This is a genomic window from Neisseria sp. (genome assembly GCF_030523955.1).
Taxonomy (GTDB): domain Bacteria; phylum Pseudomonadota; class Gammaproteobacteria; order Burkholderiales; family Neisseriaceae; genus Neisseria.
This window is the reverse complement of sequence record NZ_JAUNHL010000009.1, coordinates 1-15,374: the sequence shown is the minus strand read 5'-3', so window position 1 is coordinate 15,374 and position 15,374 is coordinate 1. Positions and strand designations below refer to the sequence as shown.

11 protein-coding genes are annotated in these 15,374 nt (G+C 52.3%); 10 read left to right on the top strand and 1 reads right to left on the bottom strand.

Going from position 1 to position 15,374, the window contains the following annotated elements; genetic code table 11:
- Positions 1–72: 72 nt before the first annotated feature.
- Positions 73–867: a FadR/GntR family transcriptional regulator gene (locus tag Q4C79_RS03055; protein WP_303089563.1), complete on the bottom strand. Its 795-nt coding sequence runs from the start codon at positions 865–867 to the stop codon at positions 73–75.
- A gap of 433 nt (positions 868–1,300) precedes the next feature.
- On the opposite strand from Q4C79_RS03055, the gene Q4C79_RS03050 reads away from it, so the two are divergent.
- The 10 genes from Q4C79_RS03050 to Q4C79_RS03005 form a co-directional block, all read left to right on the top strand.
- Positions 1,301–2,071, top strand: coding sequence for a (Fe-S)-binding protein (locus Q4C79_RS03050; RefSeq protein ID WP_303089562.1), 771 nt, complete (start codon positions 1,301–1,303; stop codon positions 2,069–2,071).
- On the top strand, positions 2,068–2,760 hold the full coding sequence (locus Q4C79_RS03045; protein WP_303089561.1) for a lactate utilization protein C: 693 nt from the start codon (positions 2,068–2,070) through the stop codon (positions 2,758–2,760). Before Q4C79_RS03050 ends, Q4C79_RS03045 begins: the two co-directional genes overlap by 4 nt.
- Before the next feature lie 74 nt (positions 2,761–2,834).
- Positions 2,835–4,280 (top strand): LutB/LldF family L-lactate oxidation iron-sulfur protein, encoded by a 1,446-nt coding sequence (locus tag Q4C79_RS03040; RefSeq protein WP_303089560.1) that lies wholly within the window; start codon positions 2,835–2,837, stop codon positions 4,278–4,280.
- A gap of 323 nt (positions 4,281–4,603) precedes the next feature.
- Positions 4,604–6,250: a lactate permease LctP family transporter gene (locus Q4C79_RS03035; RefSeq protein WP_303089559.1), complete on the top strand. Its 1,647-nt coding sequence runs from the start codon at positions 4,604–4,606 to the stop codon at positions 6,248–6,250.
- 194 nt (positions 6,251–6,444) lie between these two features.
- Positions 6,445–8,052 (top strand): multidrug ABC transporter permease/ATP-binding protein, encoded by a 1,608-nt coding sequence (locus tag Q4C79_RS03030; RefSeq protein ID WP_303089558.1) that lies wholly within the window; start codon positions 6,445–6,447, stop codon positions 8,050–8,052.
- A gap of 363 nt (positions 8,053–8,415) precedes the next feature.
- On the top strand, positions 8,416–10,524 hold the full coding sequence (locus Q4C79_RS03025) for a TonB-dependent siderophore receptor (protein ID WP_303089557.1): 2,109 nt from the start codon (positions 8,416–8,418) through the stop codon (positions 10,522–10,524).
- A gap of 254 nt (positions 10,525–10,778) precedes the next feature.
- Positions 10,779–11,543, top strand: a complete 765-nt coding sequence (locus Q4C79_RS03020; protein ID WP_303089556.1) for an ABC transporter ATP-binding protein — start codon at positions 10,779–10,781, stop codon at positions 11,541–11,543.
- Positions 11,544–11,720: 177 nt separating this feature from the next.
- Positions 11,721–12,593 (top strand): ABC transporter substrate-binding protein, encoded by an 873-nt coding sequence (locus Q4C79_RS03015; protein WP_303089555.1) that lies wholly within the window; start codon positions 11,721–11,723, stop codon positions 12,591–12,593.
- Positions 12,587–14,554: a Fe(3+)-hydroxamate ABC transporter permease FhuB gene (fhuB, locus tag Q4C79_RS03010; RefSeq protein WP_303089554.1), complete on the top strand. Its 1,968-nt coding sequence runs from the start codon at positions 12,587–12,589 to the stop codon at positions 14,552–14,554. Before Q4C79_RS03015 ends, fhuB begins: the two co-directional genes overlap by 7 nt.
- A 365-nt stretch (positions 14,555–14,919) precedes the next feature.
- Positions 14,920–15,374: hypothetical protein (locus tag Q4C79_RS03005; RefSeq protein ID WP_303089553.1), on the top strand; the 455-nt coding region annotated here is incomplete at its 3' end.

Genomic DNA, 15,374 nt, shown 5'->3' with positions numbered 1-15,374 from the left:
CCCAAGGGGCAAAATAAACAACAAATGCCTGTCTGAAATTATTCAGACAGGCATAATCGATACAAGCTATTCCTATTTCTTCTTGTGCGTATCGGTATGCACTAAAGCATTCGATACTGCCTCACGTTCATGTTGGTCACGGGCGCGCTGCAAACTGTCGCGCACATAATCCAAATGCAATCCTGCCGCCTGAGCCGCTGCTTCACTATCGCCCCGTTCGATGGCCGCATAAATTGCTTCATGCTGCTCCATCAAATCGTTTTTTAAACGGTCTGAACCAAACATATTAGCCAGATTCTGGCGGGTATGACGATGCAACAGGCGCAACAAACTATCGGACAAGCGGGTAAACAACAAATTATGGGTTGCCTCAGCCACCGCCTGATGAAAAGCAACATCGGCTATTGATTGTCGGTCGATTTGTTCTTCCTCGTAAGAGCGGCGCAATTCGTCGAGCCAATTTCTCATCCTTTTCAAATCTGCTTCGGTTCGCCGTTGTGCAGCCAAAGAAGCCATCAACCCTTCCAGCCCTCGGCGGAAATCCAATACATCCTGCTCCAACCCGCCGTGTTCTCCCAAAATATCTTCCCAGCCGAACTGAAAATTTTTTTCAATTTTTTCAGAAACATAATGGCCATCTCCCTGGCGGGACTGGATCATGCCGCGAGTAGCCAGAATTCGTAAAGCCGCACGTACCGACTGGCGCGACACATTAAAATCCTCCGCAAGCTGGCGCTCCGGCGGCAGTTTGAAGCCTATCGGATACACATTTTTCAGGATACGCTCCTCGATAATCGCGGCAATCTGGCCGCCGATACTCGGTAAACGAACCGCATTATTTTCAGAAAGAGACGCATGCTGTTGCATAATTCATACCTTAATCAAATTATTTTTCGGTTATTTAACCCTGCCGTTCCAACCGATATCCGTGTTTTTAACCATTATACTTTCCCCACAACCGACAACATCGATTGCCATGATATATTAAAAAATTATTTTTATTGACACAAAACACTCAAAATCACCATTTCCAAATGATACAGTTAAATTGCAAAACAGTAGATTTTCACTCGTTAACATGTTTATTAGGTGTCGTTGCCAATCGTTGCACCCAATATTACCTACCGCGATATTGCCACGGATTGTACCGTAAGTCGCCGCTTTGCCCAGTCAAATCCATCAAAAAAATCTAAATTTTTATCCTTCTTTTGCTTGACCCGAATGCAAAGCTTTTGTAAAGTAACAAACAACTACATAAATTGGTCTGACCAATTCACCAAAAACAACCGGATCACAAACCATGTCAACACAGGAATCTCCCGTTTTCCCGAAACGTCCTACCGACGTTTATTTTTTCGGCACCTGCCTTTTGGATATTTTCATGCCCGAGGCAGGGATGGATGCCATTACCCTGTTGGAGCAACAAGGCATCCGCGTACACTTCCCGATGGAGCAAAGCTGCTGCGGCCAGCCGGCCTACTCCGCCGGTCATCCGAAAGAAGCATTTAATGTTGCCAAAACACAATTAAACCTGTTTCCCAACCCCTGGCCTATCGTCGTTCCGTCCGGTTCCTGCGGCGGCATGATGAAACACAGCTGGCCGGTATTATTCAAAGATAGCGTTTATGAACGCCAAGCTCAGGAAGTGGCTTCACGCATCGTGGAATTCACCCATTTTCTCCTGGCCATCGGTTACCAACCCGAAGATAAAGGCACTCCGGCCAAAGTAGCAGTACATACCTCTTGCGCCGCCCGTCGCGAAATGAATGTACATATTTCCGGCTGGAAACTGGTCGACAGCTTAGCCAACGTCGAACGTGTGGTACATGATCATGAAAGCGAATGTTGCGGTTTCGGCGGTACTTTCTCGGTAAAACACCCCGACATATCCGGCGCGATGGTAAGCGATAAAGTTTGTGCGCTGAAGGAATCCGAAGCGGTGGAAATCATCAGCGCCGATGCCGGATGTATGCTCAACATCGGCGGCAAAATCGCCAAAGACGAGCCGGGTATGCCCAAGCCCAAACACATCGCTACTTTCTTGCTGGAGCGTACCGGAGGTAAAGCATGAGTGCCCGCGACAATATTCTGGCCAAGCTGCGCATGGCCAATGCCACACCGCTCAAAGAGCCTGAAACTGCTGAGTATTACCAAGAGATGAGCCCGCATTGGGACAATGAAGTCGACAGGCTCAAACATTGGGCCGCCGCCATGCGGGCGGTAAAAACCGAAATTTACTGGGTTCGCGCTAACGATTGGGCAAAAACCTTGGTAGAGGTGGCTCAACAGAAAGGTTTGCGCAATATCCTGCTGCCGCTGCAAACCGAACACGGCCAAACCGCCGCTACTGCCGTTAAAGCCGCCGGTATTGAAGTTAAGGCGTTCGAGCGCCCGATTGAAGACTGGAAAGACGAATTTTTCGCAGATATAGACGCCGGATTTACCGACAGCCGCTGCGGCATCGCCCACACCGGCACCCTGATGCTGTGGCCTACGGTAGAACAACCGCGCAGCCAAAGCTTGGTACCGCCGGTACACATCTGCCTGTTCGACACCGCCACTATGTATGACGATTTTTACAGCGCCATGCAGGGCGAAAACATGGCAGAAGGCATGCCCACCAATGTCGTGCTGGTATCCGGTCCCTCGAAAACCGCCGATATCCAGCTCACGCTGGCTTTTGGTGCCCACGGGCCGCGCGATATGGTGGTATTGGCCGTATTGCCCGAGCATATCAATCCTGCCGATTTAGCGGATTAAATACCGAATGAAGATCATAAAAACGAATCGACAAACGCTTTTCATGCCTGTCTGAAAAGCGGGGAGCACATCAGATGAACACACAAACCGTCCATTTCCATCCCAAGCCGGAAACCTTCAAGCAAAATGCCGTCGGCGCACTGGCCGACGCACCGCTGCGCAAAAGCCTGCGTACCGCCATGGACATGCTGATGACCAAGCGCAAAATGGTATTGTCCGACGAACACGAATTACAAGCCCTGCGTACACTGTGCGAACACATCCGCCAGCGCTCGCTCTCACGCCTGCCGGAGTTGCTGGTACAACTGGAAACCAAGCTTACGGAATTGGGCGTAAAGGTACATTGGGCGGAAACCCCCGATGAAGCCTGCCAAATCATTCACAGCATCATCAGCGCCAAAAACGGCAAGCTGGTGGTAAAAGGCAAATCGATGGTGAGCGAAGAGGTCGAACTCAACCACTATTTGGAAGACAAAGGCATCCGCGCGATAGAAAGCGATTTGGGCGAGTACATCGTACAAATGGCCGGCGAAAAGCCCACCCACATCGTGATGCCTGCCATTCACAAAACCAAACAGCAAGTGAGCGAGCTGTTTCACGAAAATATCGAAACCCCGCTTACCGACGATGTTGACCAACTAACCAGCTTTGCCCGCCATGCGCTGCGCGATATTTACCGCACCGCCGACGTCGGCCTCTCCGGCGTAAACTTCGCAGTAGCCGAAACCGGTACCTTGTGCTTGGTGGAAAACGAAGGTAACGGCCGGCTGACCACCACCGTACCGCCGGTACACATCGCCATTACCGGTATTGAAAAAGTGGTGGCCAAATTATCCGATATTCCGCCCTTATACAGCCTGCTGCCGCGCAGCGCCATCGGCCAACCGATTACCACCTATTTCAATATGATTACCGGCCCACGCCGCAGCGCCGAGTTGGACGGCCCGCAGGAAATGCATCTGGTATTGCTGGACAACGGCAGAAGCCAAGCCTATGCCGACGAACAATTGCGCAAAACCCTGCAATGCATCCGCTGCGGCGCCTGCATGAACCATTGTCCAGTGTATACCCGCATCGGCGGCGCAGCCTACGGTACCACTTATCCCGGCCCCATCGGCGAAATCATTTCCCCGCATCTGATGGGCTTGGAATCAACCAAAGACCTGCCTACCGCTTCTTCATTGTGCGGTGCTTGCGCCGAAGTCTGCCCGGTGCGCATTCCCATTCCCGATTTGCTGATCCGTCTGCGCGAAGAAGCTCAGCGGCCGCCTTCGGAAAAAGTAGCCCACCCGCTACGCGGCCAAGGCGCTTCTTATAATCTGGGAGAACAACTGGCTTGGCGTACTTTCAACGGTATTTTCAGCGGTAAGAAGGCCTACCGCGCCTTTGGTTGGGCGGCCACCAAATTCCGTTCGCTCACACCCAGCAAGCAAATGGGTTGGACGCAGAATCATATCCCGCTGCAACCCGCACCGAAAACACTGCACCAACTCATCGAAGAGAGAAACAAAAACCGCTAAGCTGGCTATTTACCAAACAAAATTTATCAGCGTTTTTCAGACAGGCATACCGTTTCTTGAATGCCTGTCTGAAAAAATACGAAATCAAAAAGAAAGAATGATTTCGTATTTTTTGTGGCTGCTGCCGATTTATCCGGCGCTGCCGATAAGCAGAAAATTAAATAAACATACCATCCGCTTCTTACATTCGGCGGACAATATATGTTTGATTTAATTCTGTGCCCAAGATTCTTTCAAGAATCACCCCGCTCTACTGCCCCATCTCCATTGAGGCAGGATGCAGCAAAAAAACCTGACTCACTATTATTTCGGAGATTGAACAAATGGAGACTTGGATTCAAAATTATTCGGCGGTAGGCGGTAGCCTCTACCTGACTGCCGCCGTCGCCCTGCTCCCCATCGTCTTCTTCTTTGTCGCCTTGACAATACTGAAGATGAAGGGCTATGTAGCAGGTTTCTTTACGCTACTGATTTCCATTCTGGTAGCGATTTTTGCCTTCGGCATGCCCGCCGGCATGGCCTTATCCTCTGCGGCTTACGGCTTTGTCTACGGCTTATGGCCGATTGCCTGGATTATCATCACCGCCGTTTTCCTGTATAAAATCACCGTAAAAACCGGCCAATTCGATATTATCCGCGCTTCGGTAATCTCCATTACCGAAGACCAGCGTCTGCAAATGATTCTGGTAGGCTTCTCGTTCGGTGCTTTCTTGGAAGGTGCGGCGGGCTTCGGTGCACCGGTGGCGATTACCGCCGCCCTGCTGGTAGGCTTGGGCTTTAATCCGCTGTACGCAGCCGGTTTGTGCTTGATTGCCAATACCGCTCCGGTAGCCTTCGGCGCCATGGGTATCCCGATTATCGTTGCCGGTCAAGTATCCGGCTTGGATGCTTACCACATCGGCCAAGTAGCCGGCCGTCAATTGCCGATTCTGTCGATTATCGTTCCCTTCTGGCTGATTGCCATGATGGATGGTATGCGCGGTATCAAACAAACTTATCCTGCGCTGTTGGTTGCCGGCGTATCTTTCGCTATTACCCAGTTCATTACCGCCAACTTTATCGGCCCGGAACTGCCCGACGTTACCTCCGCACTGATCAGCCTGATCTGTTTGTCGCTGTTCCTGAAAAAATGGCAGCCGGTTGAAATCTTCACCTTCCAAGGCATGAGAAAACCGGAAGCGCGCAAAGCATCCGAATACACTACCGGTCAAATCATCAAAGCTTGGTCGCCTTTCGCCATCCTGACCGTATTTGTCAGCCTGTGGACCATGAAATCACTGAAAACCTTTTTGGACAGCTTCAGCCTGATTGAAATCAAATGGCCGGGCCTGCACAATCTGGTGATGAAAGCCGCTCCCGTGGTCCAAGAACCGACCGCTTACGCCGCCGTTTACAAACTCAACTTGTTAAGCGCAGTGGGTACCTCCATCCTGTTGGCCTCTTTCGTTACCATCATCCTGTTGAAAATGAAACCGGCAGACGCAGTGAAAACCTTTGTTGAAACCCTGCACGAGTTGCGCTTCTCGATTTTGTCCATCGGTTTGGTATTGGGCTTTGCCTTCGTAGCCAACTATTCGGGCTTGTCTTCCACTCTGGCCTTGGTATTGGCCGGTACCGGTGCCGCTTTCCCGTTCTTCTCGCCGTTCCTCGGCTGGCTGGGCGTATTCCTGACCGGTTCCGATACTTCCGCCAACGCCCTGTTCGGCTCGCTGCAAGCCAGCACCGCACACCAAGTGGGTATTTCTCCCGAGCTGGCGGTTGCAGCCAATACCACCGGCGGTGTAACCGGCAAGATGATTTCTCCGCAATCTATCGCCATTGCTTGTGCAGCAGTAGGTTTGGCCGGTAAAGAGTCCGATCTGTTCCGCTTTACCGTGAAACACAGTCTGATTTTCTGTACTTTCATCGGCATCATGACCGTGCTGCAAGCCTATGTATTGCCATGGACACTGATTTTCTTCCATAAATAAGAAAATCTTTGCCAACCGGCGGCCCGAAATTCTTTTCGGGCCGTTTTTTATCATGCCGGCAATACCTCAGCCTTCAATCTTTATACTTATCCTTCTAAAATTTGATAATAATTCTCAAATTTATTGACATTTAAACCGATAAACGGCATTGTTCGCGCTCATCTGATCATTCGCATTATCATTCTGGAAAATCCATGCCGCTTCTACGCCAATTGCTGCACCAACACCGCACGCTCTTTACCACCATGTTGTTGCTTACCTTATTATCCGGTCTGCTCAGCATCGCGCTGCTCTCCTATATCAACCAAAACCTGCTCCATGCCGTAGGTGGTGAAAATACCCTGCTGTTTTTTATCGGTCTTTTGGCAGTGTATTTAATCAGCAGCACCGCCGGCCAAATCCTGCTTTCCACCATCGGACACCGCTTGGTTTATCAAATGCAGATCCGGTTGTTGAAACAAATACTCGATACCCCCTGGATGCAGATTCAGCAAACCGGCCACGCCAAAATTCTCGCCAGTTTGTCTAACGACATCCGAAGCATATCGATTGCCTTTACCCGATTACCCGAATTGTTGCAGGGTGTATTATTTGTTGCCTGTTGCAGCCTCTATATTCTGTGGCTTTCCCCGCGCCTGTTCGCCGTGGTTGCCTGCCTGATGCTGCTGATGATTGCCTTGAGCCACCTGCTGGTACGCGGCCATTACCGTCATTTCCATCTGATGCGCCGTTCGGAAGATACGCTCTATGAGCACTACCAAACCGGCCTAAACGGCCATAAGGAACTGAGCCTCAACCGCTACCGCGCTGAACGCTTTTATCATGAAGACTTCAGCAGCGAAGCCGCCCTCAAACGCGATCACCACATTCGTGCCGATGTTTACCATGTGTTTGCCGTCAATTGGGGCAACAGCGTGATGCTGGCCGCCGTCGGTATTATCTTTTACCTGGCCGCCTACCAAGACTGGGCAAGCCTCAACGAAGCCGCGGTGATCGCCATGACCGTTCTTTTGATGCGCGGGCCGTTAACCGCCGCCATCGGCGCGCTGCCGGCCATATTACAAAGCCGAATTGCGGTTCAAGCACTGGAGCAGCTCGACTTGAGCGAACCGCAACAAAGCTTTCACGATACCGCCCTATTGCCGGCCGACTGGCAGCAAATCCGCTTGGAAAACGTCAGCTACCACTACCCGAGTCAAGCCGGCCAGATTTTTGCGCTACAGCCCACTTCGCTTAGCATACGCCGCGGCGAAACCCTATTTCTGATTGGTGCCAACGGTTCCGGCAAATCCACCTTATGCATGCTGCTTGCAGGGCTTTACACACCCAGCGAAGGACGGATTTTTGTCGATAATATCGAAATTACCGAACACAACCGCCGCGCCTACCGTCAACTGTTTGCCAGCGTATTTACCGATTTTCATCTGTTCGACCAATTAATGGACGGCTTCGGCCGCGAAGTAGCCGACGAATGGATAGCAAACTGGCTTTCCCATTTGCAATTGGCCGACAAAGCCAAAATCGAACAAGGAAAACTACTCAACAAACGGCTTTCGCAAGGGCAAAAAAAGCGGCTGGCACTACTGCTGGCCGCCGCCGAACAGCGCAGCATCTTGCTGCTGGATGAATGGGCGGCTGATCAAGACCCCGAATTTCGCGCACTCTTCTACCAAGAATTACTGCCCCTGTTAAAACAGCAAGGTCATACCGTATTTGCCATCAGCCACGATGATAAATATTTCCACCATGCAGACCGCATTCTGGCAATGAAGCAGGGATGCCTGTCTGAACAGGCCAATTGAGCCGGATAAAACCATATTCGTTTTTTCAGACAGGCATCAATCCCCCAGGCCAACCGATGCCTGTCTGAAATCATCCACCGGTTTGCGTATCGCAATCCCACAAACCGCTGTGGCCGCTCACCGCATCTTCAGTTTGAAATCAACCGCAGTGTTGCGAAAACAAAAAAACGTTTCGATCCTATCGACTACTTTTTTCAGGCTCTGCCTCGGATTATTTTGTGTGGTTTAAACCACATTTTCTGATATTAATTATCAATTATTCTATTTAATCGTACATACCCGTATGCCTGTCTGAAAAAAATCTCTACAATTCACAATCTGAGAATGATTTTCATAATGATTTTAATCAAAGAGACACACAACATGACCAACCCTCAAAGATTCCGCTATCACTTGGTTGCGCTGGCCGTATTGGCCGCTTACACACCGGCTTTTGCCGAAAATCAAAACACTGAGGCCGAAGCACCGGCTACTGAGCTGGAAACCATCACCGTATCCGGTTCCATCAACAAATTATCGGTTGTACCCTTCCGCCAAGCCAAATCCGCGGTCAGCATCAAGGCAGATGAAATTGCCGATCAAGGCGTGGAAAAAATGGATGAAATCGGCCGCTATCAATCCGGTTTTACCAACCAACCTTTCGGTTCCGACAACAACACCAACTGGTTCCGCATCCGCGGCACTACTGCCAGCCAATCTTTCGACGGCCTGCCGGCTGCCGAATACGGCTTCTTCACCCCGCATGTAGAAACCTTCGGCGTAGAGGCGGTAGAAATCACCAAAGGCAGCGATTCGCTTACCTATGGCGCCGCCAACGCCGGCGGTTTGATCAACTACATCAGCAAGCGGCCGCATAAATCGCAAGTCGGCCACGGTTCGGTTGAAGCGCACATCGGCAATAAAGAGCAGCGCGGCATCGCCGCCGATTACACCGGTGCCTTAAATGCAGACCAAAGCCTGCGTTACCGCTTGGTCGGCAGCTATAAGCATGCCGACGGCGATTGGAACGGTACCCGCAACGAAAGCTATTACTTTGCCCCTTCGCTCAGCTTCGATTTCAGCGAACGCACCAACCTGACTTTATTGGGCAGCATCCAAAAAGACGTAGGCGTGCCCAGCTCTAACTTTATGCCGCAAAGCGGCACCTTAGTCGCCACCGATTTGGGCTATATCGATCCCAACAATAATCTGGGCGACCCGACCCAAGACCATGAAAAAAACGTCGCCAAATCGATAGGCTACGAATTCAGCCATGATTTCGGCAACGGCTTAAAGTTCAACCAAAATTACCGCTACCAACATATCCGCAACCGCCATCTCGGTGCTTATGCCTATCCTTCTGCTTACGATGCCAATTGGGCTGCGCAAGCCTTGTCGGCGGATAACGATTATTCGGTTAACCGCGGCGTGGTATTTAACGACGGCACCGCCAAAAGCCACAGCTTCGACAACCGCTTAAGCTGGCGCTTCCAAAACGAAAACATCGATAACACCTTGCTGGGCGGTATCGATTACCGTCATCAGAAAGTCGATGCGCTCTATACTTTATTCGGCAGCGGCGCAGCAGTTAACGTTTACAACCCCGCCGCCTCTTACGGCCAGGCTTATACCGTTAATGCACCGAATACCGGCGTAAAATCGCGCCAATTGGGTTTTTACCTGCAAAACAGCACCAAGCTGTTTGATACCTTCGGCATCACCGCCGGCATCCGTCACGACCGCGCACGCAGTGAAGAAGTGAGCAACGGCCAATCGGTTAGAGCCAACCACACTTCTTATTCCGGCTCGCTGATGTATTTTGCCCCCTACGGCATCAACCCGTATATCGCATACAGCGAATCGTTCAGCCTGCCCACCGGCTTGAGCGGCAACCAAACGCTGTACGATCCGAAAACCACCGAACAATACGAAGCCGGTATCAAATATCTGCCAAGCTGGGTGGACGGCAGCTTGTCGCTGGCGGTATTCAAAGCACGCGACAAAGGCGCACTGGTAAGCAACAACATCGGCGCCACTGTCAGCAGCGAAAGTCCGATTAAACGCAAAGGCATTGAAATCCAAGCCGAAGCCCAGATTACCGACAACATCAAAGGCGCGTTTGCCTATACCTACCTGAGCAGCATCACCGATGACAACGGCAATACCGTACGCAATCCGCTGATTCCCAAACACAGCGCCAGCCTGCGCGGTATTTACCAGTTCACCAAAGGAGCGTTGAACGGCCTGGACATCGGCGCCGGCATCCGCTACACCGGCAACAGCTACACCCAATCCGGTTCGCTGTATTCCGGTTACCAAGTGCCTTCCTCCACCGTATTCGATGTTTTCGCCAAATACCGCATCGCCGATGATTGGGAAGTTCAGCTCAATGCCGACAATATCACCAACCGCAAATACATCAGCGGCTGCGATTACAACTGCTATTACGGTGCCGAGCGCAGCATCACCGGCAAAGTCAGCTATAAGTTTTAAACACCGCTAGGGGCTGTCGACAATTAACCGGCGAAGCGGTTTTTTGAGGCAAAAACCGCGTATGCAAGGCAAAAAGCACAGCAAGGTTGAACACCTTGCGAGCATTTTTAACGCCGCAGACGGGGATTTTTGACCAAAAACACCGCCGTTGCGTTAATTGTCGACAGACCCTAACGTTTTTCATCAAACGGAAGCCTGTCTGCTTTCAGACAGGCTTTCCCTTGTTTTTTCCCTTACGGAGGATCCGAAGATTCATGTTCCGACTCGAACAAGCCTCCTTTGCCCTGCAAGGGCGCACGATATTACATCCCTTGGATTTGGCATTCTATCCGAATCGGGTTTACGGACTCATCGGCCACAACGGCTCGGGCAAATCCACTCTGCTCAAACTGCTCACCCGCCAATACCCCTTGGCCGGCGGCCGCATTCTGTTTGATGACAAATCCATATTTGATTACAGCAGTCGCGAATACGCCCGGCAGATCGCCTATCTGCCGCAACATCTGCCCGCTGCCACTTCGCTCACCGCCCGCGAATTGGTCGCCATGGGCCGTTACGCTTGGGGCGGCTTATTCGGCGGCAAACGCGAGCAAGACCAGACCGCCGTCGACCAAGCTTTCGCTCTAACCCATACCGAAGCCTTTGCCGACCGTATGGTCGATACCCTTTCCGGCGGCGAGCGTTCGCGCATCTGGCTGGCCATGTGTTTGGCACAACAAAGCCGTTTCCTGCTGCTGGACGAACCCTTGGCAGCGCTGGACATCGCCCATCAGCTCGAAGTGATGGAATTAATTCGCCATCTCTCACGCCATCTGCAACTGGGCATTGTGATTGTTATCCACGATATCAATCTGGCCGCCCGTTATTGCGATCAACTGATTGCGCTGAAACAAGGCCGGCTGCTGCGGCAAGGCAGCCCGGCCGACATCATGAACCGCGAAGCGCTGCACTCGATTTATACGGTTGAGATGGACATCATCGCTCATCCGAAAACTGGCCATCCGATTGCCCTGCCTTAGTTCGGTATATCCAATGCCTGTCTGAAAAAGATTTTCAGACAGGCATTAGGAAACCCTACCGGATATTTCGTAAAACATCATATAAAAACAATAATGCCTGTCTGAAAATCTTTTTCAGACAGGCATTAAGGGCAAGTTTCCTTTTCTCTTGCCGCTATCCCAACCGGAGTGTTTAACATGCCCCGTTTTTTCAGGCACCTTATTCTACTGGCCGCGCTGTGGCTGCCATTTAACGCACAGGCTGCGCCGCGGATCGCCACCAGTGATTGGTCGGTAGCCGAAACGCTGACAGCCATGAAGCTGCCGCCGATCGGCGTCGGCGACAAACGCGCTTATCAGTTTTGGGTGAACCAACCCGCGCTGCCCGATCAAATCCTTGATGCCGGTTTGCGTTTCCAACCGAATCTGGAACGGCTCTACCAGCTCAAACCCGACCGTTTTATCCAATCCTCCTGGTTTGCCCACTTGAAACCGCAGTTCGAACAAATCGCGCCGGTTAGCGAGCTGGATTTTGCCGACGACAAAGGCATACGCTTCGAGCATACCGTGGCCGCCACCCGCACGCTCGGCAAAATGGTCGGAGCAGAAGCCGCGGCCGAACAATTGATCCGCAGCAGTCTGCAAAGCCTCGTCCAGGCCCGCCACGCCGTAGCCCCCTACCGCAGCAGGCCGCTGGCAGTGGTGCAGTTTATCGACAGCCGCCATCTGCGCATTTACGGCGAAAGCTCGCTCTATCATGCGGTAATGAACCAATTGGGTTTGCAAAACGCCTGGCGGGGCGAATCAAATGCTTGGGGGTTCGCCAATATTCCGTTAACCCGTTTGGCACAACTTCCCCCCGGCACTCTGCTGATTATCGTGCCGCCGCATCCGCCGCTATTGCATAGCGCTTTGCAGAAAAACGCCATCTGGCAGAGATTGCCGTTTGCACAAAGCGCCAACCGCCGCGTATTGGAACGCTCTTGGAGTTATGGCGCGCTGCCTTCGATGACGCATTTTGCCGGCCAACTGGCCGAATATTTGCCGAAAACACAGGAGCGGCCATGGTAACGGTTTTTGCTTCGAACAAACTGCTGCGCAACGGCAGCTTGCTGCTGGCCGTTTTGTGTTTGGGCAGCAGCTTGACGATTATCGGCCTGCAATGGCCGCTGCCGTTCAGCGATTTTTTTGCCGCAGCCGAAAGCCTGCCGGTGGAAGCTTTGCTGGTACGCGATGCCGTATTGCCCCGCATGCTGATGGCGCTACTGGCGGGCGGCTGTTTGGCGCTGGCCAGCACCCTGTTGCAACAGGCCATGCGCAATCCTTTGGCCGCCGACAGTACGCTGGCAGTGAGCAGCGGCGCGCAAACCGCTTTGTTGCTGGCCACCTTGTTTGCCCCCGGTTTATTGATACGCGGCGGCGGTTTAACAGCTCTCTCCGGTGCATTATTTTCTTTAATCATCGTATTGTGGCTCTCCGGCAAACGCAGTTGGCAACCTTTGAGCGTGGTATTAATCGGCTTGGTCGTCAGCCTGTATCTGGGCGCGGTAAACGGCATTCTGATGCTGTTTTACAGCGAGGAAGCCCGCGGTGTGATGCTGTGGGGCAGCGGCTCGCTGGTACAAGACGGCTGGTACGACAGCCTTAGCCTTGCTTGGCGCATGCTGGCCGCAACGCTTGTATTACTGTTCCTCATCAAGCCCTTATCCATTATGGCTTTGGGTGACGAACAAGCCGCCTCTTTAGGCATTCCGGTACGCCGCATCCGCCTGATCACGCTGGCGGTAGCGGCGGTATTGGCCGCCAATGTGGTGGCATTGGTCGGCATGATGGGCTTTGTCGGTTTGGCTGCGGCGGCTGCCATACGCCAATTGGGCGTGGCCGACTTTGCACGCCGCTGCCGTTTATCCTGGCTGTGGGGGGCGGCGATTTTGCTGTTGAGTGATAACCTCTTGGTATTGCTGCAACATTACAGCGGCATCGAATTGCCCACCGGTTCGGTAACCGCCTTGCTAGGCGCGCCGATTCTGTTGTGGCTGATGCTGCGCCACAGTCCGCCGCAAACATTGGCGCCGCCTGCCGCTCCGGCAACTGTTTCGCGCGGATGGCTGCTGCCGTGGCTGCCGCTGATTGCCGCATTAATTGCCGTTTGCGCCTTATTTATCGGCCACAATGAAGACGGCTGGCAGGCAAGCGCCGATGCTTACCTGCTGACGTTGCGTTACCCGCGCGTACTGCTGGCCGCCGCTTGCGGCGCCGTATTGGCCGTGTGCGGGGTATTGCTGCAAAAGCTCACCCTCAACCCGATGGCCAGCCCCGAATTGCTCGGCATCAGCTCGGCTGCCGGCTTGGGCGCGATGGCTTCGGTAATGGTTTGGCGCACCACTTCCGGCAGCCCGGTATTTTGGTTGGCCGGCTTGGCAGCAGCCTTGGCAGCGCTCGGCCTGATGATGTGGCTGAACCGCAAAAACGGTTTGCAGCCGGAAAAAGTTTTGTTAACCGGTATGGCGCTGGCCGCCTTGAACGATGCAGCGATCAGGGTATGGTCGGCCAGCGGCGACTACCGTATCCAACAATTATTGGTCTGGCTATCCGGCTCTACTTATCACGCGCAACCGGTCTTATCCCTCTGGGTAGCGGCGGGCGCGGTATTTCTGTTGCTCATTGTACGGCCGCTTGCCCCCTGCTTGACCCTGCTGGGCTTGGGCGCAGCCACTGCCCAAGCAGCGGGCTTGAACGTATTGTGGGCCCGCCGCAGCTTAATCGTGTTAAGCGCCGTGATGACGGCTTTTTCCACCCTGTTAATCGGCCCTTTAAGCTTTATCGGCCTGCTCGCACCGCATCTGGCCCAAGCTTTTGGTGCCCGCTTAACCGCCCGCCAATTGAGCGCCGCCGCCTGCATCGGTGCATCGGTGATGATGGCTGCCGACTGGCTGGGCCGCATCTGGCTGTTTCCCTATGAAATTCCGGCCGGCCTGATGGCAAGCCTAGTTGGCGGCGCATATTTTCTCTGGCTGATGCGCAAGAATTAAAGTTTTTATATGCCTGTCTGAAAAACCATCAGGCCACAAAAGTGGCAATTACACAGCCTTTATTGTTTCCTTAAAACGACCTTCCTTCCTGAAAATAACCCGTATATCTGAAATGCCTGTCTGAAAAAACCGACACAGTCGCCGTTTTTTCAGACAGGCATTTTTTTATAAAAATTAAAATAAACATTAAAAAACAAATAATAAAGTTATTTGATAGTTTCTATTCAGTATTTTTACTTTATTAAATTTCTTTAAGGTAGTTAAAGATATGCCAGCACGCAAAAGACGGATATCCCGCTTGCTTCATCCCCCCTTATAATCCCACCATCTTACTTCCATAATAAATAATTTAAAAAGTTATTATCATGTCACATTACACCTTACGTATTACCCACAATAATCAGGTCCAAAACATTTCTTTAGTTTCCGGCGAGCCCATTACTTTAGAGGCACAACCCGAAACCATCTATCAATTATTCGATGCACAAGGTAATCCGGTTACCCCGCCGCAAACCCAGATAGTCGGCGAAGATTTATGGGTTTACACAGGTGAGCAGGCCGGCCAGACTCCCGAGCTGATTCTGAAAAACTATCAAAACCATTTCTTAACTGCAGACAGCGGCCACATCGGTATTGACGGCGTATTCGCCCAAACAGCATCCGAGCAACTGCTGGCCGCCGAAGTAGGCATCGCATCAAGCGCTCCGATGTCGTTGGCAGCAGCAGGAGCCATCGGCCTCGCTACTGTCGGCGGTGTCGCACTGGCAGCATCAGCCGGCAACGGCAGCTCCTCTGCTACCGACCCGGTTACACCTACCGA